The organism is Rhodoferax ferrireducens (genome assembly GCF_003347515.1).
GTDB lineage: Bacteria > Pseudomonadota > Gammaproteobacteria > Burkholderiales > Burkholderiaceae_C > Rhodoferax.
Genome location: NZ_QEII01000314.1, coordinates 1 through 22,504, shown reverse-complemented (window position 1 = coordinate 22,504; position 22,504 = coordinate 1). Strand labels below are relative to the sequence as shown.

General features: G+C 60.2%; 23 protein-coding genes. 4 read left to right on the top strand and 19 right to left on the bottom strand.

All coding sequences use genetic code 11. The features are described 5' to 3' along the window. The first annotated feature begins 61 nt into the window (after nucleotides 1–61). Complete coding sequence (locus C5P05_RS26225) at nucleotides 62–778, top strand: transcriptional regulator NanR (RefSeq protein WP_114972958.1); 717 nt, start codon at nucleotides 62–64, stop codon at nucleotides 776–778. Here the strand turns inward: C5P05_RS26225 and C5P05_RS26220 are convergent. Further along, nucleotides 764–1,816, bottom strand: coding sequence for a pirin family protein (locus C5P05_RS26220; RefSeq protein ID WP_114972812.1), 1,053 nt, complete (start codon nucleotides 1,814–1,816; stop codon nucleotides 764–766). The genes C5P05_RS26225 and C5P05_RS26220 overlap by 15 nt on opposite strands. 24 nt (nucleotides 1,817–1,840) lie before the next feature. Further along, the gene (locus C5P05_RS26215) at nucleotides 1,841–2,260 is read right to left on the bottom strand and encodes a VOC family protein (RefSeq protein WP_114972811.1); all 420 of its coding nucleotides are present in this window, start codon (nucleotides 2,258–2,260) and stop codon (nucleotides 1,841–1,843) included. A 255-nt stretch (nucleotides 2,261–2,515) separates the two neighbouring features. On the opposite strand from C5P05_RS26215, the gene C5P05_RS26210 reads away from it, so the two are divergent. After that, on the top strand, nucleotides 2,516–3,400 hold the full coding sequence (locus tag C5P05_RS26210) for a class II glutamine amidotransferase (protein WP_114972810.1): 885 nt from the start codon (nucleotides 2,516–2,518) through the stop codon (nucleotides 3,398–3,400). On the opposite strand, the gene gshB is transcribed toward C5P05_RS26210, so the two are convergent. The 11 genes from gshB to C5P05_RS26155 form a co-directional block, all read right to left on the bottom strand. Then, nucleotides 3,337–4,284, bottom strand: a complete 948-nt coding sequence (gene gshB, locus C5P05_RS26205; protein ID WP_114972809.1) for a glutathione synthase — start codon at nucleotides 4,282–4,284, stop codon at nucleotides 3,337–3,339. The genes C5P05_RS26210 and gshB overlap by 64 nt on opposite strands. A gap of 64 nt (nucleotides 4,285–4,348) precedes the next feature. Then, a complete protein-coding gene (locus C5P05_RS26200) occupies nucleotides 4,349–6,217 on the bottom strand; it encodes a potassium transporter Kup (RefSeq protein WP_114972808.1) in 1,869 nt (622 codons plus the stop codon). Between the two features lie 168 nt (nucleotides 6,218–6,385). Then, entirely contained in the window at nucleotides 6,386–7,681 is a 1,296-nt protein-coding gene (gshA, locus tag C5P05_RS26195; protein ID WP_114972807.1) for a glutamate--cysteine ligase, read from the bottom strand. Between the two features lie 98 nt (nucleotides 7,682–7,779). Beyond that, nucleotides 7,780–9,060: a glutamate-5-semialdehyde dehydrogenase gene (locus tag C5P05_RS26190; RefSeq protein ID WP_114972957.1), complete on the bottom strand. Its 1,281-nt coding sequence runs from the start codon at nucleotides 9,058–9,060 to the stop codon at nucleotides 7,780–7,782. 28 nt (nucleotides 9,061–9,088) lie between these two features. Continuing rightward, the gene (holA, locus tag C5P05_RS26185; protein WP_114972806.1) at nucleotides 9,089–10,162 is read right to left on the bottom strand and encodes a DNA polymerase III subunit delta; all 1,074 of its coding nucleotides are present in this window, start codon (nucleotides 10,160–10,162) and stop codon (nucleotides 9,089–9,091) included. Next, complete coding sequence (gene lptE, locus C5P05_RS26180) at nucleotides 10,146–10,661, bottom strand: LPS assembly lipoprotein LptE (RefSeq protein WP_114972805.1); 516 nt, start codon at nucleotides 10,659–10,661, stop codon at nucleotides 10,146–10,148. The genes holA and lptE overlap by 17 nt, the downstream gene beginning before the upstream one ends. Nucleotides 10,662–10,671: 10 nt before the next feature. Continuing rightward, nucleotides 10,672–13,350, bottom strand: coding sequence for a leucine--tRNA ligase (gene leuS / locus C5P05_RS26175; protein WP_114972804.1), 2,679 nt, complete (start codon nucleotides 13,348–13,350; stop codon nucleotides 10,672–10,674). A 44-nt stretch (nucleotides 13,351–13,394) separates the two neighbouring features. After that, nucleotides 13,395–13,835, bottom strand: coding sequence for an ExbD/TolR family protein (locus C5P05_RS26170; protein ID WP_114972803.1), 441 nt, complete (start codon nucleotides 13,833–13,835; stop codon nucleotides 13,395–13,397). A 57-nt stretch (nucleotides 13,836–13,892) separates the two neighbouring features. Continuing rightward, on the bottom strand, nucleotides 13,893–14,549 hold the full coding sequence (locus C5P05_RS26165; RefSeq protein ID WP_114972802.1) for a MotA/TolQ/ExbB proton channel family protein: 657 nt from the start codon (nucleotides 14,547–14,549) through the stop codon (nucleotides 13,893–13,895). Next, nucleotides 14,546–15,361, bottom strand: coding sequence for a 4-hydroxy-tetrahydrodipicolinate reductase (gene dapB, locus C5P05_RS26160; RefSeq protein ID WP_114972801.1), 816 nt, complete (start codon nucleotides 15,359–15,361; stop codon nucleotides 14,546–14,548). Before dapB ends, C5P05_RS26165 begins: the two co-directional genes overlap by 4 nt. Nucleotides 15,362–15,378: 17 nt before the next feature. Then, nucleotides 15,379–15,921, bottom strand: a complete 543-nt coding sequence (locus C5P05_RS26155; protein WP_114972956.1) for an outer membrane protein assembly factor BamE — start codon at nucleotides 15,919–15,921, stop codon at nucleotides 15,379–15,381. Nucleotides 15,922–16,006: 85 nt separating this feature from the next. Here C5P05_RS26155 and fur point away from each other — a divergent pair, with 85 nt between their 5' ends. After that, complete coding sequence (fur, locus tag C5P05_RS26150; RefSeq protein ID WP_114972800.1) at nucleotides 16,007–16,453, top strand: ferric iron uptake transcriptional regulator; 447 nt, start codon at nucleotides 16,007–16,009, stop codon at nucleotides 16,451–16,453. Between the two features lie 39 nt (nucleotides 16,454–16,492). On the opposite strand, the gene hprK is transcribed toward fur, so the two are convergent. The 3 genes from hprK to hpf all read right to left on the bottom strand — a co-directional run bounded on the left by hprK (nucleotide 16,493) and on the right by hpf (nucleotide 18,373). Next, a complete protein-coding gene (gene hprK / locus C5P05_RS26145; protein ID WP_114972799.1) occupies nucleotides 16,493–17,443 on the bottom strand; it encodes an HPr(Ser) kinase/phosphatase in 951 nt (316 codons plus the stop codon). 39 nt (nucleotides 17,444–17,482) lie between these two features. Then, nucleotides 17,483–17,950, bottom strand: a complete 468-nt coding sequence (locus C5P05_RS26140; protein WP_114972798.1) for a PTS sugar transporter subunit IIA — start codon at nucleotides 17,948–17,950, stop codon at nucleotides 17,483–17,485. A gap of 93 nt (nucleotides 17,951–18,043) precedes the next feature. Then, the gene (gene hpf, locus C5P05_RS26135) at nucleotides 18,044–18,373 is read right to left on the bottom strand and encodes a ribosome hibernation-promoting factor, HPF/YfiA family (protein WP_114972797.1); all 330 of its coding nucleotides are present in this window, start codon (nucleotides 18,371–18,373) and stop codon (nucleotides 18,044–18,046) included. A gap of 404 nt (nucleotides 18,374–18,777) precedes the next feature. Between hpf and corA the strand changes: the two genes are divergently transcribed. After that, a complete protein-coding gene (gene corA / locus C5P05_RS26130; RefSeq protein WP_114972796.1) occupies nucleotides 18,778–19,767 on the top strand; it encodes a magnesium/cobalt transporter CorA in 990 nt (329 codons plus the stop codon). 45 nt (nucleotides 19,768–19,812) lie between these two features. Here corA and C5P05_RS26125 read toward each other — a convergent pair whose 3' ends face one another. The 3 genes from C5P05_RS26125 to C5P05_RS26115 all read right to left on the bottom strand — a co-directional run. After that, nucleotides 19,813–20,565, bottom strand: a complete 753-nt coding sequence (locus C5P05_RS26125; RefSeq protein WP_114972795.1) for a 5'-methylthioadenosine/adenosylhomocysteine nucleosidase — start codon at nucleotides 20,563–20,565, stop codon at nucleotides 19,813–19,815. After that, complete coding sequence (locus C5P05_RS26120; protein WP_114972794.1) at nucleotides 20,566–22,239, bottom strand: long-chain-fatty-acid--CoA ligase; 1,674 nt, start codon at nucleotides 22,237–22,239, stop codon at nucleotides 20,566–20,568. A 104-nt stretch (nucleotides 22,240–22,343) separates the two neighbouring features. Continuing rightward, a partial coding sequence (locus C5P05_RS26115; protein ID WP_198674873.1) for an NAD(P)(+) transhydrogenase (Re/Si-specific) subunit beta occupies nucleotides 22,344–22,504 on the bottom strand: 161 nt, incomplete at its 5' end.

Here is a 22,504-nt window from a genome sequence, read left to right as displayed (position 1 = left end):
GCCCTCTTAAAAGCCCCTCTTTCAGCCATCTTTGCGCCGCCATTCGCACCTCTTCACCATGATCCCCGAACAGATTCAGCGCCGCAAGTTGTACCAGGAAGTACTTGACCGGCTGCTGGAGCGAATCCGCAGCGGCGAGATTCCGCCCGGCGCCCACCTGCCCTCCGAGCGCGAGCTGATGGAATTTTATGGCGTGGGCCGGCCAGCGGTGCGCGAAGCCTTGCAGGCACTGGAGCGCTCGGGCATTGTCGAGATCACCCATGGCGAGCGGGCGCTGGTCGTCATCCCCACGGCCGGGCGCCTGATCGAACAACTTGCCGGCGGCGCGCGCCACCTGCTGCACAGCCAGCCCGACATGCTGGCACACCTGAAAGACGCGCGTGTATTTCTGGAGGTCGGCATGGCCCGCATGGCGGCCGAGCGCGCCACCGAAGAAGACATTGCGCGGCTGCGCGAACGGCTGGCCGAACACCGCGCCTCTGTCGGCAAGGTGGACGAATTCCTCCAGCGCGACATGGCCTTGCACCGCGAGATCGCGCGCATCAGCGGCAACCCGATCTTCCCGGCCATTCTGGAGGCCTTGTTCGGCTGGGCGATCGAGTATTACCACCCCTTTGTCCGCGCACCCGGCGCAGAGCAGGTCACCCTGGCCGAGCATGCGCGATTGGTCGATGCCATCGCCACGCGCGACCCGCAGGCCGCCGAGTTTGCCATCCGCGAGCACCTGACGCGCGCGAACGCGCTGTACCGGCAGCTGGACCCGTCAAGTTCGGCTTAGGTCCAAGCCGGGCGTTTCCACCAGCCCGTCCGGGTGGCGAGCGAAGCGCGCCGGGTCGTGACCATGCACCGGCGCGGCGTCGGGCCAGGGCCAGCCGCCGAAGCGCGTGCGCTGGTAGTCGGCCAGCGTCTGCTCGATCTCGGCCTGGGTGTTCATCACGAACGGACCGTATTGCAGCACCGGCTCGGCAATGGGGCGACCCTGCAGCAGCAGGAATTCGGCCGCTTCGTCGCTCTGCGCGCTGTTCACCAGCTCAACCGGCGCATCGCCGCGCAGCTCGATCGCAACTTCGCTGTGCACCTCCTGCCCGGCGATGGTCACCGATCGGCCCTTGAAGAAGTACAGGGTGCGCCGCGTGCGTTGGCCAGTCGCGGCGGGCAGGGTCCAGCGGGCGCCGGGCGCCATGCGGATGGTCCAGATCGCCACGTCGGCGTCCGCTCGCGCAGCCCAGGAATCGGGCGGCGGCGGCAGCGGAGCATCATCGTCCAGCAGCCGGCCGGCAATCACGGCGACCTCGGTGCTACAGCCCTGCGCGTCGCTGGCCGTGCGGTGGGGGATGTTTTCGGACCAGAACATGGTGAAGTGCGGCGTCGACATCTTGGCGGCAGCCGGCAGGTTGAGCCAGATCTGAAACAGCTCCAAGGGGTTGGGTCCGGCGGTGTCGAGCAGCGGAAACATCTCCGAATGCACCACGCCCTTGCCGGCGGTCAGCCACTGCACATCGCCCCGGCCAAAGCGTGCGGCCGCGCCGAGCGAGTCCGAATGGTCGATCAGGCCCTTGCGCACGATGGTGACGGTCTCGAAGCCACGGTGCGGATGCGCAGGAAAGCCCGGCACCTTGCTGCCGTGGTACATGCTCCAGCCGTCCTTGCGGCTGAAGTCGGTGCCCATGACGCGGCCAGTGAGCGATGCGTTCGGCCCCATCTGCGCATTGCCTTGGGGGTAGGCGTCGTCGTGGTAGGCGCAGAACAGAAAGGGGTCGATGGTTTCCCACGGAAAACCGAGCGGTTTGACATGCAGGACGGGGCTGGTGGACATGGTGCGAGATCCCTGACAGCTTGGCTAGACGTCCACCGGGCCGATGTTGACGGCGGTGTTGGCCATGTGCATGATTTCCCACAGATGCCCGTCCAGGTCCTGAAAGCTTCGCTGGTACATGCCGCCCTGGTCCATGGGCTTTTTGGGCCCGCTTGCACCGGCGGCCAGGGCTTTATCGACCATCTCGTCCACCATGGCCCGGGTTTCCAGGGCGAGGCAGATCAGCACTTCAGTGCTCTTGCTGGCGTCACAAATGGGCTTGGGGGTGAAGGTCTTGAAAAAGTCCTCCACCAGCAGCATGACAAAAATATCGTCGGCGACGACCATGCAGGTGGCTTTTTCGTTGGTGAACTGGGGATTGAACGTGAAACCGGCACGGGTGAAAAATTCAACCGAACGGGCGAGTTCCTTGATGGGCAGATTCACAAAGATTTGAGTGGCCATAGATCCTCCTTGGCGTGTTGCATGACAGGTGTTTCGCTCGCAAAGTTTTGCGGATCAAGGCGGCGAGTCGTACGGTAGGCCGGCTGTCAGCCCGATGAAACGGGCTTTAGTGGTGTAGACCGCCTGTAAAACCATAGCAGCGCGGATGGACAGTGTCCAGCCTGGACGGAGAAACATGACTTGCTTATCAACTATTCGTGCCTTCCGGGCCACACACGGCTTTCTATGAGTGTTACAGCGCAGTAAACTTACAACATGTGCCAATTGCTCGGAATGAACAGCCGCCTGCCCGCCAGTCTCCACCTGAGTTTTACGGGGTTTTCGCAGCGCGGCGGCTGCACAGACCACCATGCCGACGGCTGGGGCATCGCCTTCTTCGAGAGCGAAGATGCTACGCCGGACAAGCCGGGCAAAGGGGTGCGCTACTTTGTCGACAAGGAAGGGGCTTCCACCTCGCCCATCGCCAAGATGCTGCGCACCTACCCGATCAAAAGCCATAACGTGGTAGCCCATGTGCGCAAGGCCACGGTGGGCGCTGTGACCCTCGAGAATTGCCACCCGTTTGTGCGCGAGCTGTGGGGGCGCTACTGGGTGTTTGCCCACAATGGCGACCTGAAGAACTACGCGCCCACGCTGCACGGCAGCTTCAGGCCGGTGGGCAATACCGACAGCGAACTGGCTTTCTGCTGGCTGCTGCAGGAGCTGGCCAAGTCACATGTCGGGGTGCCCACGGTGGACGAGCTGACGCGCACACTGGCCGAGCTGGTGCCCAAAATCGCCAAGTACGGCACCTTCAATTTCCTGATGAGCAATGGCCAGGCCTTGTGGGCGCATGCCAGCACCAAACTGTATTACGTGCTGCGCCAGCACCCGTTCACCGAAGTGCATCTCAAGGATGACGATGTGAAGGTCGATCTGGCCAGCCTCAACAGCCCGCAAGACCGGCTGGCCATTGTGGTGACCGAGCCGCTGACCACCAACGAGACCTGGGTCGCCATGGCCCCCGGCGAGCTTCAGGTGTTTGTGGATGGCGCCGTGGCAGGCTGTAGCTGCACCACACGCATGCCGTGGCTGAGTCAGCCCTTGATGGCCTGCTCCAGTGTCTCCACGAACATGGCAGCCACGTCAAAGCCGGTCTGATCGAAGATTTCCTGGAAGCAGGTCGGGCTGGTGACGTTGATTTCAGTCAGGCTGTCGCCAATCACGTCCAGCCCCACCAGCAGCAAACCCCGGTCATACAGAATCGGCCCCAATGATTCGGCAATGAAACGGTCGCGCTCGCTCAAGGCCCGCGCCACGCCCTTGCCGCCGGCCGCGAGATTGCCGCGCACTTCGCTGCCCTGCGGGATACGCGCCAGGCAATAGGGCACCGGCTTGCCGCCAATGACCAGCACACGCTTGTCGCCATCCACGATCTCGGGCAGGAACTTCTGCACCATCAGGCTCTGCGCACCGTGGCGGTTAAGCGTCTCGGTGATGGAGCCCAGGTTCAGGCCGTCCGGTCCGACGCGGAAGATGCCCATGCCGCCCATGCCGTCGAGCGGCTTGAGGATGATGTCCTGGTGCTCGGCGTGGAAACGCTTGATGTCGGCCTCGTCGCGCGTCACCAGCGTCGGGCCGATGAACTGCGGGAACTCCATGATGGCGAGCTTTTCCGGGTGGTCGCGCAGTGCGCCAGGCTTGTTGAATACGCGCGCGCCGTCGCGCTCGGCCTGCTCCAGCAGGTGGGTGGCGTAGAAGTATTCGCTGTCGAAGGGCGGGTCCTTGCGCATGAGGATGGCATCGAAGTCCTTCAGCGCCACGGCGCGCGCGCCTTTGACCTCGAACCACGCATCGGGCTGCCCGGTGAGCACGATATCGCGCACATGCGCCGTGACCAGGGCGCCGCGCTGCCACATCACGTCCTGCGGTTCACAGGTCGCCACGCTATGGCCACGCCTTTGCGCCTCGCGCATCATGGCGAAGGTGGTGTCCTTGTAAATCTTGAAGGATTCGAGCGGATCGGCGATGAAGAGAATGTTCATGGGAAACTACCAGATTAAGAGCAAACAACAACCATCCGGCGTCGGGATGGGGTCTGAAAATGGGTCAAATTTCGATTTTCGAGCCCAGTTCGACCACCGCATTGTTGGGCAAGTTCAGAAACTCGGCTGCGGCACTGGCATTGTGGTGCATTTGTGCAAACAGCTTTTCGCGCCACTGCGACATGCCGCTGCCGATGGTCGGCACCACGATGTCGCGCGAAAGGAAGTAGCTGGTGGTCATCGGATCGAGTTCGCAACCGCGGCCCTTGATGTGCTGCAGCGCTTTGGGCAGGTCGGGATCGTTCTTGAAGCCGTAGTTCACGATCACCTGCCAGCAATCGTGCCCCAGGGACTCGATCGTCAGGCGCTTGGCCATGCCGATCCAGGGCACCTCGTGGTTGCGCACCGTGACGAACAGGTTGTTCTCATGCAGCACCTTGTTGTGCTTGAGGTTGTGCAGCATGGCATTGGGTACGGTGCCAGGCTCGGCCGTGAGGAACACGGCAGTCCCTTCCACCCGCACCGGTGGACTGACAAACACAGCCTCCAGGAAGCTGTTCAAGTCGATGGCATCGACCCGCAGTTTCTCATTCATCATGCGTCGCCCGTCTTTCCAGGTCAGCATGAGCACAAAGACCGAGCCCCCGATCATGAGAGGGAACCAGCCGCCATCAAACAGCTTCATCATGTTGGAGCTGAAGAAGGCCAGGTCGACCACGAAGAAAAACCCGGTCGCCGCTATGCACAAAGCCAGCGGGTACTTCCAGCTGTAGCGGATCACGAAAAAGGTCAGTACGGTCGTGATCAGCATGTCCAGCGTGACGGCAATACCATAGGCGCCCGCCAGGTTGCTGGAGGAGCGGAACATCACCACGGCCAGCACGATGGCGACAAACAGGCCCCAATTGACAAAGGGCAGGTAGACCTGCCCCGTGTCTTTCACGCTGGTGTGCAAGACCTGCAGGCGCGGCAGGTAGCCCAGCTGAATGACCTGCTTGGTGACCGAGAAGGCACCCGAGATCAGGGCCTGCGACGCGATCACCGTGGCCATGGTGGCCAAACCGACCAGGGGAATCAGGGCCCAATCCGGGGCCATCATGTAAAACGGGTTCTTGACCGCTGCGGGGTTGTTCAACAACAAGGCGCCCTGGCCAAAGTAATTGAGGGTCAGGCAGGGCATGACGATGGAAAACCAGGCCAGCCGGATCGGCCGCTTGCCGAAATGACCCATGTCGGCGTACAGCGCTTCGCCCCCGGTCACGCACAAGACCACAGCGCCCAAAATAATGAAGGTGATGCCGGGGTTGTGCCACATGAAGCCAAGCGCGTAGTGGGGACTGAGGGCCCACAAAATGGTGGGGTGGGTCAGAATTTGCGCCACACCCAGCGCCGCAATGCAGAGAAACCAGACCACGGTGATTGGCCCAAAAAACTTGCCGATGCCGGCGGTGCCCCGCTTTTGCACGGCGAACAGGCCAAACAGGATGACCAGCGTGAGGGGGATCACAAACTTCTTGAAGGCCGGTGAAATCACCTCCAGACCTTCCACGGCCGACAGCACGGAGATGGCTGGCGTGATCACGCCATCACCATAGAACAGACAGGTGCCAAAAATACCGACCAGCAGCAGCACGCGCCGCAACTTGGGCTTGTCCTTGACGGACTGCGAGGCCAGCGCCAACATGGCCACCAGTCCGCCCTCGCCATTGTTGTCCGCGCGCAGCACCAGCGAGACGTACTTGAGCGATATGATGATCGTCAGGGTCCAGAAGAAAATGGACAGAATGCCGTAGACGTTGTCGGGCGTGAACGGCACATGGCCTGAGCCAAACACTTCTTTGACCGCGTACAGAACGCTGGTCCCGATGTCGCCGTAAACAACACCGATGGCGCCCAGCGTGAGCGCTGTGAGGGAGGATTTGGATACAGACACAAGATCACCCCGTCTTGCTAGCGCGGGGTTCCGTTACATTGGGGACCGCCATTGTGCGCCCGCTCGTCGGACTTGCAATAGCGGGATAAGCTCTAAATTCGACCGGTTCAGAAAATGTTGCAACGCAACAACTACCCGACGCGACGTTGACTTTCACGCCAATCTCGTTTAGTCGTACGCCTCCGCATTCGGGTCGGTGGCTTCCAGCTCGTAGCTGGCGGCCAGCATGGCCAGCCGCCCCACGACCCCGTACATATAGAAACGATTGGGGGCGCTGGCGCCGGGCCGGATGCCGGGTTGCGGCAAGTGGGTGCTTTGCTCAAACGCCAGCGGCACGAAGCTGGACCCCGGTGCATTGAGGTTCTCATCGACGCCACGGCCGGCATGAATGCGATAAAAACCACCGACCACGTAACGATCCATCATGTAGACCACCGGCTCGGCGACTGCGTCATGCATGCGCTCCTTGGTGAGCACGCCTTCCTGAACCAGAATATCGTGCGTTTGCGGGCCGTCCCGTGTGCCGTTGGTCTGACTTTGCGCTTTTTGCCCGAGCAGCTCCAGATCCTTGGCGTCGCGCACCGTCACGATGCCCATGCCATGGGTGCCGTTGTCGGTCTTGACCACCACAAAAGGCTTCTCTTTGATGCCGTATTCCTTGTACTTGCGGCGAATTTTGCCCAGCAAGGTATCGACGTGGCTGCTCAGGTTTTCCATGCCGACACCGTCGGCCAGATTGACCGCGCCGCACTTCTCGAACATGGGGTTGATCAGCCAGGGGTCCACGCCCAGCAACTTGCCCAGGCGCTTGGCCACTTCTTCGTAACACTTGAAATGCTTGCTCTTGCGCCGCGTCGACCAGCCGGCGTGCAGCGGCGGCAGCAGGTATTGTTCGTGAATATCTTCCAGAATGCCGGGCACGCCGGCACTCAGATCGTTGTTCAGCAAAATGGTGCAGGGGTCAAAGTCCTTGACGCCCAGGCGGCGTTTGCCGCGAATGACAGGCTCCAACGTCACGGTTTCACCGTTGGGCAGCTCAATCGTGGTGATTTTCTTGATGGCCGGATCAATCGAGCCAATGCGCACATTCAATCCCGCCATGTGGAAAATGCGCCGCAGTTGCGCCACGTTTGACAGATAGGCTGTGCTGCGCGCGTTGTTTTCGGGGATCAGCAGCAGATTGCGGGCTTCCGGGCAAATTTTCTCAATCGCCGCCATGGCCGCCTGCACCGCCAGCGGCAGCATCTCGGAGGTCATATTGTTCCAGCCGGCGGGAAACAGATTGGTATCGACCGGCGCCAGCTTGAAGCCGGCATTGCGCACGTCCACGGCGCTGTAAAACGGCGGCGTGTGCTCCATCCATTCCAGGCGAAACCAGCGCTCGATGGCGGGCATGGAGTCGAGGACGCGCTGCTCAAGTTCGTTGATGGGGCCAGTGAGCGCAGTGACGAGATGTGGAACCATGCGGCCCTCTTGGATGAATAAAGTACGAAACGGGATGTATTCTAGGATTTGGGGACGAGCGCCCCACTTGCAAGGAACACCCCGGCCCTGCCCCGATGCTAAACCCGCACCTCGCCGTCGCCCAGCACCACGTACTTGAGCGACGTTAAACCCTCAATGCCGACCGGGCCACGGGCGTGGAACTTGTCAGTGCTGATGCCGATTTCAGCCCCCAGGCCAAATTCGAAACCGTCGGCAAAACGCGTGCTGGTGTTGACCATGACGCTGGCCGAATCCACCTCGCGCAGAAAACGCTGCGCGTGCATGTGGTCGCGCGTGATGATCGCATCGGTGTGATGCGATGAATACTGGTTGATGTGGGCAATGGCCTCATCGAGGCCTTCCACCACCTTGATGCTGATGATGGGGGCCAGGTATTCCTCATACCAGTCCTGCTCGCTGGCGGTCTGGCCATTGGCACCCGGCACCACGGCCAGCAGGGCCAGGGCTTCGGCATCACAGCGCATCTCCACGGCTTTGGCGGTGTAAATCCGGCCGATCAACGGCAGGAATTCAGCGGCCACGCCGCGCGCCACCAGCAGGCCCTCGGCCGCATTGCAGGGGCTGTATTTGCTGGTTTTGGCGTTGTCCGCCACGCGCACCGCCATTTCGAGATCGCAGGGATCATCGACATAAACGTGGCAATTGCCGTCCAGGTGCTTGATGACCGGCACTTTGGCATCGCGGCTGATGCGCTCGATCAAGCCCTTGCCGCCGCGCGGAATGATCACGTCCACATACTGCGGCATGGTAATGAGCTGACCGACCACCTCGCGGTTGGTGGTTTGCACCAGTTGCACGGCATCGGCCGGCAAACCACTGGCCGCCAGCGCTTCCTGCACCAACCGGGCCAGCGCCTTGTTGGACTCAATCGCCTCCGAGCCACCGCGCAAAATGCAGGCGTTGCCGCTCTTGATCGACAGGCTGGCCGCCTCGATCGTGACATTGGGCCGGCTCTCGAAAATCATGCCAAAGACGCCGATCGGCACCCGCATTTGACCGACGCGGATGCCGCTGGGCTGCTGCTTCATGCCGATGATCTCGCCGATCACGTCCGGCATGGCGGCGAGCTGCTCGCAGCCCTGGGCGCAGGTTTCGATCACCTGGGGGCTGAGTTTGAGCCGGTCCACCATCGGCGCGGCCAGGCCTGCCGCGACGGCGCGTTCAATGTCCTTGGCGTTGTCGATTTGCAGTGCTTGCACGTTGGCGCGCAGCAATTCGGCCAGTTTGCGAAGTGCTATATTTTTAGTAGCTGCTTGCGCTTTAGCCATAAGGGCTGAGGCCTGTTTTGCCTTTAAACCAAGAGCTTGGGTGTAATCGGGGATGTTGAGCGCGTTCATGAAGTTCATTTTCGCATGGGATAAACCCTTACCGTCCGCGCGGTGGCGGGGCCTGTACGGCGCATTGACGGCACAGTAACATGGCCAGCCGTTGCAGGGCTTGCCAGTTGTCAACCGGCCAATCCGGCTGTTTCAGGCCCTTGACAATGCCGTCGACCTGATGCGCCGCCTGCAGCAGCTGGGCCAAGGTGGCTTCACTCAGGCGCGGCAACACGCGCTCGAACAAACGCTCTTTGGGACCCCACACGCGCTGTTCGCGCAGCGCCATCGGCATCGGCTTGCCTTGGGCCATCGCATCCTTGACGCGCTTGAGCGCGCGAATGTCTTCGGCCACCGTGTAGTGCACCAGCACTTCGGCTTCGCCCTCGGCCTGCAGGCCGTCCAGCATACGCTGCACGCGCAAGGTGTGGCCCGCCAGCACGGCCTCGGACAGTTTGAACACGTCGTAGCGCGCGACGTTCAGCACCGCACTCTCGATCTGGTCAAAGGTCAGTTCGCCGGGTGCGTACAAGAGAGCGAGCTTCTGGATTTCCTGATGGGCGGCGAGCAAATTGCCTTCCACGCGGTCGGCAAAAAACTGCAGGGTGCGCTGGCCGTCTTCCCCGGCCGCGACGCGCTGGCCCTGGCTGGAGAGCCGCTGCGCGATCCACTGCGGCAAGGCATTGCGCTCGACCGGCTCAACCTGCAGCGTGACGCCAAAGCTCTCCAGCGCGCCGAACCAGGCGCCGCCCTTGGTGAGTTTGTCCAGGCGCGGCAGCATGACGAGCGTGAGGGTCGAATCATTGCCGCGCGCTTGTTCGGCCAGCAATTGAATCGCGGAACTGCCCTCCTTGCCGGGTTTTCCGGACGGAATCCGCAGCTCGACAATCTGCTTGTCGGCAAACAGGCTGAGCGAACCTCCGGCCGCCAGCACCTCGCTCCAGTCGAAATGGGCACCGGCCACGGTGTGCGATGTGCGCTCGGTAAAGCCTTGCGTGCGGGCGAATGTGCGAATGGCGTCGGCCGCTTCCTGGATCAGCAGCGGCTCATCGCCATGCAGGGTGTACAGGCTTTTCAGGCCTTTCTGCAGATGCGCCGTGAGTTGACTAGGAGCTAGCTGCATGGCCTACCGTTGCCAGGCGACGCATGAGCTGCTGCACGATGTCGGATTGCATGTCGCGGTACAGCAAGACTTCCTCGGCTTCTTTGGCCAGCACCGCCGATTCGTTGAAGCTGATGTCGCGCTGCTGCAAAATTTCAGCGTCCGGCGTCAGTTCCAGGCCCTGCGGTGAGCGAACCCTGAACTTCACCCGGATGCGCAGCTGGAACTCACGCACCTGGCCCGAGCTGTTGACCCCGACCACGATTTTTTCACGCTGCTCCTGCAGGATCTCGAGCACGACCTGCGCCTGCGTCAGCGCCTCACCCTGCGCCAGCACATGCACGTTGCTGCCAAAAGACCGGCGCAACTCCGTGACCAGCGGCCCGCCCGGGTTGGGCATGATTGCCAGGGTCTGAAAAGAGTAATTTTGCGGGCCGCGCAGCTTGAAGCCGCAGCCGCCCAAGGTCAAACCAGCCAGGCTGACCTGTCCCAATAGCGTGATGACGGAGCGACGTTTCATGTTCATGGCCTCAGACCACCACATTGACCAGACGACCCGGCACCACAATGATCTTCTTGGGTGTCGCTCCTTCGGCCAGCTTCAGAAAGATCTCGCTGCGGGTCGCCGCGTGCTCGATCTCGGCCTTGCTCGCGCCGGCCGGCACCACGATGGCGCCGCGCAGTTTGCCGTTGATCTGCAGCATCAGCTCGATCTCATCCTGCAGCAGGGCGGCTTCGTCCGCCACCGGCCAGGGCGCATCGAGCAAATCGCCGTACTGCGTAGCGTAGCCCAGCTCGCCCCACAGCGCATGCGTCAGGTGCGGCGTGGCCGGGTAGATGGCGCGCAGCAAGATGCCAAAGCCTTCACGCACCGCAGCACGGCTGCCTTGGGCGCCATCGTCGTTGAAGTTCTCCAGCGCATTGAGCAGCTTCATCGCGCCCGACACCACGGTGTTGTATTGCATGCGCTGGTAGTCGTAGTCAATCTGCTTGAACACGGTGTGGATTTCCAGTCGCAGGACTTTGGCGTCCTTGCTGAAATTTATATCTTTTAGGGCTGTAGCCCCCGTCCCATCTGCGTAAGTAGCTCCCATATCAATAGCGGACTGCTTGACGCCAAAATTCCAGACACGGCGCAAAAAGCGGTAGCTGCCCTCCACGCCGGCATCGTTCCACTCCAGTGTGGCCTCGGGCGGCGCAGTGAACATGGTGTACAGGCGCGCGGTGTCGGCGCCGTATTTTTCGATCAGGTCCTGCGGATCGACGCCGTTGTTTTTGCTCTTGCTCATGGTGCCCACGCCTTCGTAGGTGATGAGCGTGCCGGCGGGCAGGTCGCCCTTGGCCTGTCTGAGCTTGGCGCCGATGACCTTGCCGGTGACGTCCTGGATGTCTTCGACCTCTTGCGGCCAGAAGTACTCGATGCCGCCCTTGTCGGCCTTGCGCGAGTAGATGTGGTTCAGCACCATGCCTTGCGTCAGCAGCTTGGTGAAGGGTTCGTCCACTTTCACCAGTCCCAGGTCGCGCATCACCTTGGTCCAGAAGCGCGCGTACAACAGGTGCAGGATGGCATGCTCGATGCCGCCGATGTACTGGTCCATCGGCATCCAGTATTCCGCGCCCGCACCGACCATGGCCTGGTCGTTCTTCGGGTCACAGTAGCGCATGTAGTACCAGCTGGAATCCACAAAGGTGTCCATGGTGTCGGTTTCGCGCCGCGCAGCCACACCACAAATCGGGCAGACGACACCGGCATGGAAGCCTTCATGCTTGTTCAGCGGGTTGCCGGAGCCGTCGGGCACGCAATCCTGCGGCAGCACCACGGGCAAATCCTTCTCGGGCACCGGCACGGCGCCGTGTTCCGGGCAGTGGATGATGGGGATCGGCGTGCCCCAGTAGCGCTGGCGGCTCACGCCCCAGTCACGCAGGCGCCAGGTGGTCTTTTTCTCGCCGAGGCCCTTGACCTGCAGCGAGTGGCAGACGGCATTGACGGCGTCCTTGAAGGACAAGCCGCTGAAGCTGTCGGAGTTGATGGTGACGCCGCGCTGCTTGTCGCCATACCAGTCCTGCCACTGGTCGTAGTCGTAGGTCATGCCATCGACCAGCACCACCTCGATGATGTCGATGCCGTATTTCTTGGCGAAGGCGAAGTCGCGTTCGTCATGGGCTGGCACGCCCATCACGGCACCATCGCCGTAGCTCATCAGCACGTAGTTGCCAACCCAGACTTCGATCTGGTGGCCGTTCAGGGGATGCGTCACGTACAGGCCAGTGGGCATGCCTTCTTTTTCCCGCACCGCCAGCTCGGCCTCGGTGGTGCCGCCTTTTTTGCACTCTTCGATGAATGCGGCCAAGGCCGGGTTGGTCTGGGCGGCGTGCGTGGCGAGCGGGTGCTCGGGCGCGACGGCACAAAACGTCACGCCCATGATGGTGTCGGCACGCGTGGTGAAAACGTACATGCGGCCATCGTCAATCAACTGGCCGGAGGCGTCGGCGATGTCGTGCGTGAAGGCAAAGCGCACGCCCTCGCTCTTGCCAATCCAGTTTTCCTGCATCAGCTTGACGCGCTCGGGCCAGCCCGGCAAGCCGCTTTGCACATGCTCCAGCAACTCTTCGGCGTAGTCGGTGATCTTGAGGTAGTAGCCCGGGATCTCGCGCTTTTCCACCACCGCACCGGTGCGCCAGCCCTTGCCGTCGATCACCTGCTCATTGGCCAGCACCGTCATGTCCACCGGGTCCCAGTTCACGACCTGGGTCTTGCGGTAGGCAATGCCTTTTTCGAGCATCTTCAAGAACAGCCACTGGTTCCATTTGTAGTACTGAGGATCGCAGGTGGTGACCTCACGGCTCCAATCCACCGCCAGACCCATGGCCTGCATCTGCTTCTTCATGTAGGCGATGTTCTCGTAAGTCCATTGCGCCGGAGGCACGCCGTTCTTGAGCGCCGCGTTCTCGGCGGGCAGGCCGAACGCGTCCCAGCCCATGGGCATGAGCACGTTGTAACCGTTCATGCGCAGGTGGCGCGTGAGCATATCGTTGATGGTGTAGTTGCGTACGTGGCCCATGTGCAGCTTGCCGCTGGGGTAAGGCAGCATGGAGCAGGCGTAGAACTTCTTCCTGGAAGCGTCTTCCGTCACGCGATAGGCGTCCGCCGCTGTCCAGTGGCTGTGCGCGGCTTTTTCGACGTCAATATGGTTGTATTTTTCTTGCATTTGGATTCACTCTCAGGCGATCAAGGGATCGCGATCAGACGATTTTAGGGTTTGACGGCGGGCGCCACACGGGTCGGCGCGTCGGCCACAAAACCTATCCGGTTCAAGCCCGCTTTTTGTGCCGTTCCCATGACCTCCACAATGCGGCCATAGGGCACGGCTGCATCGGCGCGTAACTGCACCTCGGTCTCGGGATTCGCGTTCGCAGTTTGAGTCAGTTGTGCAGCCAGCTCGGCCAGAACCAGTGGCTTGTCGTTCAGGAAGGCTTGGCCGGACTTGTCCACCACCACCGTCACGAACTTCGGCGCCTCACCGGCTTGGGCGGCTTCTGTTTTGGGCAGATCCAGCTTGATGGAACTTGCCAACAGCGGCGCCGTGATGATGAAGATGACCACCAGCACCAGCATCACGTCGACCAGCGGCGTCATGTTGATCTCGCTCATCGGCTGCGGGCCCGGGGTGCGCTCTAAACGGCCAAAAGACATGCTACGCGGCTCCCACGCTTGTCACGGTGTGCATTGCGCCGCCCGGCGCGGCGGCGTTCATCGCGCCTCAGGCCCTGGCGTGCCAGCCAAAAGCTCACGGATGTCGCGGGCAAAACCTTCGAGCTCGGCCTCAATGCGCCCGATGGCGCGACCGAGCACGTTGTAAGCCAGCACGGCCGGAATAGCCACGGCCAGACCGGCGGCCGTCATGATCAAGGCCTCGCCCACCGGGCCGGAGATTTTATCGATCGTGACCTGGCCGGCATTGGCAATGCCAATGAGGGCGTGATAAATGCCCCACACCGTACCCAACAAGCCGACAAAAGGTGCTGTGGACCCCACCGTGGCCAGCAAGACCTGACCATGCTGGAGCTTGGCCAGGGCGGCGTGCAGCGCATCGCGCAGCACGCGGGTCAGCTGCTGCGACTTGTCGCCGGCTGCCGCCAGCGTGCCATTGGCTTCAATCTGGGTAGCAACAACCATGGGAACGATGAGGGTTTCACGATCAAAAGCCCTTAACTTCTGCAGTGCCTCGTCAATCGACGCCGAGCTCCAAAAGGCCGCCACGCAACGCACCACATCGCCACTGGAGCGGTGCAGCAGCCACGATTTCCACAGGATGACGACCCAACTGGCCACCGACATGGCCAGCAACAGCAGTGCGACACCCTGGGTAACCGCATCGCCCTGCAACAGCAAGCGGGCCGCGTTCATTTCAGTTTGAGTACATCAAACATGTCGAATAAACCCGTTTTCTGACTGCTCAGAAAACGCACGGCACGCAGGCTGCCCTGGGCATAGGTGGCACGGCTGGAGGATTTATGGGTGATCTCGATGCGCTCGCCAATACCGGCAAACAGCACCGTGTGGTCGCCCACAATGTCGCCGCCCCGGATGGTCGCAAAACCAATGCTGGAGGGATCGCGTTCGCCGGTGACGCCTTCGCGGGCATACACCGCGCAGTCTTTCAGGTCACGCCCGAGTGCGTCGGCAATCACCTCACCCATTTTCAGGGCGGTGCCGGACGGGGCGTCCACCTTGTGACGGTGATGCGCCTCGATGATTTCAATGTCATAACCGGTGGCCAAAGCCTTGGCGGCCATTTCAAGCAGTTTGAGCGTGACATTGACACCCACGCTCATGTTGGGCGCCATCACAATGGCGATGTCCCGGGCGGCGGCCGCGATCTCCAACTTTTGCGTGTCGGTGAAGCCGGTGGTACCGATCACCGCGTTGACACCCAGTTCACGGCATACCCGCAAATGGGCCAACGTACCTTCCGGCCGGGTGAAGTCAATCAGGGTGTGGGCGTTCGTCAGGCCGGCGGCTAGGTCGTCCGTAATCGACACGCCACTCATGCGCCCAAGGAAAGCCATCGCATCGAAGCCGACGGCATGACCTGCGGCGACATCGAGCGCGCCGACCAGTTCACAATCTTCGTTCGCCCGGATGGCCTCGATCAGCATGTGCCCCATGCGGCCAGAGGCGCCCGCGACGGTAATCCGATGGGTCTTGGTTTCAGTCATAGTGGACCAGGCACAAATTATTGGCCTGCAGGCTCCAGTGGGGGGTAACTTGCGGGCAGGGGCGGCAGCGGCTTCGGATCGACAGCTTTTGCCGGGACAGGCAACTGCTTCAAGCTCTCTTCCGTCATCTCAAGCACAGGGACCTTGCCTGACTTGCGCCCGGAATCCAGCGAGGCCACAAACTCGGCTTCGGTGGGCAAGGCATCGGCTTCGATGCGCTCCAGCGCGTCGCCCTTGAAAAATACGGTGACTTTGCGCGCCTGCGGCTCCACACCCTGACGCTTGAAGGTGAACACATAGTCCCAGCGGTCGGCATGAAAAATACTGGTCAGCAATGGCGTGCCCAGGATGTCACGTACCTGCACCCGGCTCATGCCCGGTTTGACCGCGGCCGCTTGTTCCTTGGACACAAAATTACCTTGGACAATGTCCATTTTGTAAGGCGTGACCACGCCGGCAATACTGCGGCTGGCCCCGTTGAGGCTGCCACAGGCCACCAGGCTCAGGCTTGCGGCGCAGACAAGAATCAACCAGGCGCTACGATGTTGAAGATCAGACATGAGATGAGGTGTGGCGATATGATCGACCCATTGTACCGGCTGCACCCGCAGGGGCAGCCTGCCGGCTCGCAGACAAGAGACATCCATGACCAATATTGACGAACTGAAAAGTACCGGCCTCAAGGCCACTTTGCCGCGGCTGAAAATACTGGAGATATTCCAGAAGGGCACGCAGCGGCACATGACGGCCGAGGATGTGTTCCGCGTTTTACTGGAAGACCGTTCTGATGTCGGCTTGGCCACGGTTTACCGTGTTTTGGCCCAGTTCGAGCAAGCCGATATTCTGCGGCGCAGTCATTTTGAGAGTGGCAAGGCCGTCTATGAACTCAATGAAGGACAGCACCATGACCATCTGGTGTGTCTCGATTGCGGCAAGGTAGAAGAGTTTTACGATGCCGAAATTGAAAAACGCCAGCACGCCGTGGCCAAGGCCAAAGGCTTTGCCATCGCCGACCATGCTTTGAGTCTTTACGCGCACTGTGTCAAGGACAAATGCCCGAACCGGCCCGTGAACACGCGCGGTCAAGGTTAACGGACGCCCCGCCTCGCCCCAGCAGAATTCAGGCCGGTTTTACTCCGCCGGATCCATGGCTTTGCGGTGGCGCTCGACGAACTCCTGGTAGGTGTCAATGCCACGGAGTTGAAGAATGGTGTTTCGTACCGCTGCCTCCACCAGCACGGCGATATTGCGGCCCGCCACCACCTGTATGACCACTTTTCGCACAGGCACACCCAGCACGTCCTGCGTCAGGGGCTCGTAGGGAATTCGTTCGTACTCGCGCTCCATGGTTTCGCGGCGCACCAGATGCACAATGAGCTTGAGCCGCATCCGTCGCCGCACCGCAGTCTCACCAAAGATGCAGCGAATATCAAGCAGGCCGATGCCCCGCACTTCCAGCAGATTCATCAGCAATTCAGGGCAGCGACCCTCAATGGTGTCCTGATTGATACGAAACAGGTCGACCGCATCGTCAGCGACCAAGCCGTTGCCGCGCGAGATCAGCTCCAGACCCAACTCGCTTTTTCCCAGCCCCGATTCGCCCGTGATCAGCACGCCCAGACCGAGAATGTCCATGAACACGCCGTGCATCAGGGTGCGGTCAGCAAAATGCTTGGACAGGTAAGCCCGCAGCACATCAATCACAAACGCTGATGAGCCTTGCGTCGCGAACATGGGAATCTGGGCACGCTCGCACATGGACAACAGGGCATCCGGCGCGAGCTGGCCATCGGCCAGGATCAGCACGGGCGGCTCCAGCGTGACAATGCGGGAAATCCGGCGGGCGCAGTCCTCGGGCGTGGCGTTGGTGAGGTAGGCAATCTCGCGCTCCCCCAAAATCTGGACGCGATAAGGATGAATGTAATTCAGGTAACCGACCAGATCGGCCCCGGAGCGCGCAGCACGCACCGCCACCTCATCAAAGCGACGCTCTGAGGCACCGAGACCCGCCAGCCACTCCCATTTCAAGGTGCCACGAAACTCCTCGAACAATACATCGGCGCTGACAACGGTAGGCTTCACATCAAATCCAGGGGCAGCAAGCAGATTCCCGAGCAGTCTTCAGGCGAGTTGCGCCGATTGCCAGTTGGCGATAAGGCCATGCAAATCAGCCGCATCGGCACTGCCGGCCAGTTTTTCGCGCAAACTCGCATCGCTGAGCATTTCGGCAATTTCCGACAGGATTTCCAGGTGTTTTTGCGTCGCCGCCTCGGGCACCAGCAGAAAGATCAGCAAACTGACCGCCTGCTCATCGGGTGCATCAAAACCGATAGGGTTTGCCAACTGAAGAACCGCGGCCATGGGGGCCTTGAGACCCTTGATACGGCCATGCGGAATGGCAACGCCGTGACCCAGTCCGGTCGATCCCAGGCGCTCTCTGGAAAACAGGCTGTCGGTCACCAATGAACGGCTGAGGCCATGCAGGTTTTCAAACAGCAAGCCAGCCTCTTCAAAAGCCCTCTTTTTGCTGGTGGCATCAACGTGCACAAGCACTTGTGCAGCGGGCAGGATGGACGCGAGTCGATTCATAATTCGGTGTCAGATTATGCACCCAAGCCATGGCGGGCATAAAAAAGCCGCGCGATTTATCGTGCGGCTTTGTTCGGATTCAGTCTTATGGCTTCACATTATCCGCTTTGGTGCATCGTGATGATGATTTTGCAAGCGAGTTTTGTGTCTGGCGACCTGGCGATCAAGTTTGTCCACCAACTCATCTACAGCAGCATACAGATCGGCGTGGGAACTTTCGGCAAACATGTCATTGCCCTTGACATGAATATTGCACTCCGCCCGCTGCCTTCGCTCCTTCTCCTTTTGCTTCTCCACAGTGAGCAGCACCTTGACATCCACGACCTGGTCAAAATGCCGAACGATCCGGTCAAGTTTGCTTATAACGTAAGTACGCAGGGCGGGGGTGACCTCGAGGTGATGACCGCTGATCGTCAAGTTCATAAATAGCCTCCTGTTGCTCTCGGGGTTGAAAAAGCTGCCTACAGAATGCAGGCAACACACAAACTCGTCACTGAATTAACTATGCCCCCGATAGACCGCAAATGCAACACTTATCATTGACGCGACACAACAAAACCTGTAACAAGACCTGTCACCAAGAGAGGGACCTGCGTCGCCATCGGCATGTGTGCGCCCCACCTTGATGTTGAAAATTCAGTGCTTCTGGAATATTCCGTTGATACATGACTACGCCGCAATGCGATAATTTCGCCATTCTGACTCCCGGAGAAAACTCCTTGGAAACCTGCCCTAGTCGGTAGCTTTCAACTCCCTTAGCTGCATCGGGGTTGAAAGCAACAACCCGCAACCTCTGCCAGATGCAATCAATTTCAAGGGAGTGAGTCATGCTCAACATCTTCACGCTTGCCAATGGCCGACTCTTCCAGGAAGAGATTGAGTCACTGGAAGAGCTGTCCCAATTCCAGCCGATCTGGGTCGACCTGGAGTCCCCGACCCTCGAGGAAAAGCGCTGGGTCAAGCAATATTACGGCCTGTCCATTCCGGAAGATGCGATGGACGAGGACATTGAGGAATCGGCCCGTTTTTACAAAGAAGACAACGACGAATTGCATATTCGCAGCGACTTTCTGGTTGCCGACGACGAAGAACCCCACACCGTACGGGTCGCGTTCATCCTGAACATGGAAAATGACGAGCTCAAAAGCAAGGGCGTGCTGTTTTCCATTCACGATGAAGACGTGCCGGTGTTCCGGCTCTTGCGCATGCGGGCACGCCGCGCCCCCGGACTGATTGAAGACGCCAAGGAAGTGCTGCTCAAGCTCTTCGACGCCGACGCCGAATACTCAGCCGATACGCTGGAAGGCATTTACGACGAAGTTGAAAAAGTCAGCAAGAAAGTGCTATCAGGCGATATGACCGATGCCTTGGCGGGTGAGGTGCTGGGCGCCATCGCACGGCACGAAGACATGAGCGGACGCATTCGCCGCAATGTGATGGATACCCGCCGTGCCGTGAGTTTCATGATGCGCAGCAAAATGCTCAATGGCGAGCAGTTTGAAGAGGCACGGCAAATTTTGCGCGATATGGACTCGCTGGATTCGCACACGGCATTTCTGTTCGACAAGATCAACTTCCTGATGGACGCCACCGTGGGTTTCATCAACATCAACCAGAACAAGATCATCAAGATTTTCTCGGTCGCCAGCGTAGCACTGCTGCCGCCGACCCTGATTGCCAGTGTGTATGGCATGAACCTGAAGTTCCCGGAGCTGGAGTTTCTGGGGGCCTGGAACTACCCATACACCGTAACCATGATGGTGGCCAGCGCACTGGTGCCGATGTGGTACTTCCGTAAACGTGGCTGGTTGAAGTAAAACCGGCTGCAGCCCCCTCTCTTTATACGCAATTAGCTATATATTTTATAGCAATGGCATGAGATTCTGAATGATCGCCAGCGCGTAACGACTGGCGACCTCGGTGACAAACAAGGGGAAATCCACATGGGCCTGGTCGTCGGCGCGGTCCGAGATCGTGCGTACGGCAGCAAATGGCACGCCGTAGTCAAAGCACACCTGGGCCACGGCGGCGCCCTCCATTTCAACCGCCAGCGGTGCAAAACCTGCCGCCTGCAAAGCGTGCTGCAAAGCCCGTGCTTCGTCGGCACCGGATATAAAGCGATCACCACTTGCAATCAGGCCCGAGTGAATGCCCATGCTGGCGCGCGCATTGTTTTTATCAAAGTGACCGCTAGCCCCCGCCAATCCAGCACGAGAGGCTTCTAAAAGCATTGCAGTTAAAGTGGCATCACAGGCCAACAGGGAGCGTCCGTAAAGAGGAATCTGGTACCGCGGGAAGAGCGGCGAAGCGTCCATATCGTGCTGCACGAATTCAGTGGCCACCACCACATCGCCCACGTGAACACCGGCCCCCACACCACCTGCCACGCCCGTAAAGACGATACGGCTGACGTCAAACGCCTCAATCAAGGTCGTGGCGGTGGTGGCCGCCGCCACCTTGCCAATTTTTGACAAAGCCAACACCACGCTGCGGCCCTGCAATTCACCGCACCAAAAATCGCGACCGGCACGCGTGACCGGCGCCGGATTTTTCAGCTGTTCGATCAGGCCCTGCTGCTCTTCGGCCAGGGCGCTGAGGATGGCGGTGGTAGTCAATTATTTGGCGCGCAGTTCCCGTCGCAGAATTTTGCCAACCGGGGTTTTCGGCAGTTCAGTGCGAAACTCGATGATCTTGGGTTGCTTGTAGCCCGTGAGATTTTCCTTGCAGTAAGCACGAATCTGCGGCTCGGTCAGTTCCGGATTTTTCTTGACAATCACCAGCTTGACCGCCTCTCCGGTTTTTTCGTCCGGGACACCTACGCAGGCGCACTCCATCACCCCCTCCAGCTGGGCCACGACATCTTCCAGCTCGGTCGGGAAGACATTGAAGCCGCTGACCAGAATCATGTCCTTCTTGCGATCCACGATCTTGAAGAATCCGCGCTCGTCCATCACCCCAATGTCACCTGACTTGAAGAAGCCGTCGGCTGTCATGACCTTGGCGGTCTCGTCCGGGCGCTGCCAATAACCCGCCATCACCTGGGGACCCTTGATGGCGATCTCGCCTGACTGGCCGGGAGCTACCTCATGACCATCGTCGTCGAGCAGCTTCATGTAGGTACTGGGCAAGGGCACACCAATGGTGCCGGTGTATTCCCGGGACGTCACGGGGTTGCAACTGGCGGAGGGCGAGGTCTCGGACAGGCCGTAGCCCTCGCAAATGGGGCACCCGGTCTTTTCAAACCACAGTTTGGCCACTCCACTTTGGACGGCCGTACCGCCGCCCAGCGACACCTTGAGATGACTCCAGTCTACGGTCTTGAAATCGGGGTGGTTGGCCAGTCCATTGAACAGCGTGTTGACGGCGGGGAAGCTGTGGATGGTGTGCTTGGACAGCTCCTTGAGGACTGCCGGAAAATCCCTTGGATTGGGAATCAGGATCAGCTTGCCGCCAGTGCGCATGGACAGCATCATGCCAACGGTAAAAGCGAAGATATGGTAGAGCGGCAGAGCGCAAACCGTGGTCAGCTGTTCATTGGCTGGCACCTGCTTCATGGCCGGCACATTCCAGGCTTCAGACTGAAGCACATTGGCGATGACGTTGCGATGCAAGAGCACGGCGCCTTTGGAGACACCGGTTGTGCCACCGGTGTATTGCAGCACCGCCACGTCGTCGGGCTTGATGTTGACGGCCTTGACCGAGCCCTTGGTGCCCCGCGCCACCGCATCGTTGAAGCGCACCGCGCCAGGCAGGTTGTAGGCGGGCACCATCTTCTTGACATTGCGCACCACATAGTTGACCAAAGCGCCTTTCAACAAGCCCAGTTGATCGCCCATGGCGCACAGCACCACATGTTTGACGGGCGTGGCGGCCATGCATTTTTCGAGCGTGGCAGCGAAATTTTCGATGATGACAATGGCTTTGGCGCCAGCGTCCTTGAGTTGGTGCTCCAACTCGCGCGGTGTGTACAGCGGGTTGACGTTGACCACGACGTAGCCCGCGCGCAGTATGGCGGCAACGGCCACCGGGTATTGGGGGACGTTAGGCATCATGATGGCCACGCGATCGCCCTTGGCCAGGCCCAGGCTCTGCAAGTAGGCGGCGAAGGCCCGACTGAGGCTGTCGGTTTGCCCATACGTCACATCCCGCCCCATGAAGCTGTAGGCTGTCCGGCCGGCGTACTTCTTGAAGCTCTCCTCCATCAACGCCACCAGGGACGGGTACTGCGAGGTATCGAGGTCGGCGGGCACGCCTTGCGGGTAGCTCTTGAGCCAAATGCGGTCTGTCATTGTCTTGTCTCCAAAATCTTGTATCAACGGGCGGGATTGTCGTCGCCGACACAGCTCTTGATGGCTGTGTTTTCCCTAGTACTTTCTCGAACGCTGCCTCTAAATCATTCGATCGCCTTGCCCATGTCCTCCACGACCTTCTTGGCATCGCCAAACACCATCATGGTCTTGTCCAGGTAGAACAGCTCGTTGTCGAGACCGGCGTAGCCGGCGGCCATGGAGCGCTTGTTGACGATGATGGTCTTGGCCTTGTAGGCCTCCAGAA

Bases quoted from the DNA above. Each gene is read 5' to 3' on its own strand.
- C5P05_RS26220 (WP_114972812.1), bottom strand. From the start codon at position 1,816: ATGTCCACCAGCCCCGTCCTGCATGTCAAACCGCTCGGTTTTCCGTGG.
- C5P05_RS26215 (WP_114972811.1), bottom strand. From the start codon at position 2,260: ATGGCCACTCAAATCTTTGTGAATCTGCCCATCAAGGAACTCGCCCGT.
- C5P05_RS26210 (WP_114972810.1), top strand. From the start codon at position 2,516: ATGTGCCAATTGCTCGGAATGAACAGCCGCCTGCCCGCCAGTCTCCAC.
- gshB (WP_114972809.1), bottom strand. From the start codon at position 4,284: ATGAACATTCTCTTCATCGCCGATCCGCTCGAATCCTTCAAGATTTAC.
- gshA (WP_114972807.1), bottom strand. From the start codon at position 7,681: ATGGTTCCACATCTCGTCACTGCGCTCACTGGCCCCATCAACGAACTT.
- C5P05_RS26190 (WP_114972957.1), bottom strand. From the start codon at position 9,060: ATGAACGCGCTCAACATCCCCGATTACACCCAAGCTCTTGGTTTAAAG.
- holA (WP_114972806.1), bottom strand. From the start codon at position 10,162: ATGCAGCTAGCTCCTAGTCAACTCACGGCGCATCTGCAGAAAGGCCTG.
- lptE (WP_114972805.1), bottom strand. From the start codon at position 10,661: ATGAAACGTCGCTCCGTCATCACGCTATTGGGACAGGTCAGCCTGGCT.
- leuS (WP_114972804.1), bottom strand. From the start codon at position 13,350: ATGCAAGAAAAATACAACCATATTGACGTCGAAAAAGCCGCGCACAGC.
- C5P05_RS26170 (WP_114972803.1), bottom strand. From the start codon at position 13,835: ATGTCTTTTGGCCGTTTAGAGCGCACCCCGGGCCCGCAGCCGATGAGC.
- C5P05_RS26165 (WP_114972802.1), bottom strand. From the start codon at position 14,549: ATGAACGCGGCCCGCTTGCTGTTGCAGGGCGATGCGGTTACCCAGGGT.
- dapB (WP_114972801.1), bottom strand. From the start codon at position 15,361: ATGACTGAAACCAAGACCCATCGGATTACCGTCGCGGGCGCCTCTGGC.
- C5P05_RS26155 (WP_114972956.1), bottom strand. From the start codon at position 15,921: ATGTCTGATCTTCAACATCGTAGCGCCTGGTTGATTCTTGTCTGCGCC.
- fur (WP_114972800.1), top strand. From the start codon at position 16,007: ATGACCAATATTGACGAACTGAAAAGTACCGGCCTCAAGGCCACTTTG.
- C5P05_RS26140 (WP_114972798.1), bottom strand. From the start codon at position 17,950: ATGAATCGACTCGCGTCCATCCTGCCCGCTGCACAAGTGCTTGTGCAC.
- hpf (WP_114972797.1), bottom strand. From the start codon at position 18,373: ATGAACTTGACGATCAGCGGTCATCACCTCGAGGTCACCCCCGCCCTG.
- corA (WP_114972796.1), top strand. From the start codon at position 18,778: ATGCTCAACATCTTCACGCTTGCCAATGGCCGACTCTTCCAGGAAGAG.
- C5P05_RS26120 (WP_114972794.1), bottom strand. From the start codon at position 22,239: ATGACAGACCGCATTTGGCTCAAGAGCTACCCGCAAGGCGTGCCCGCC.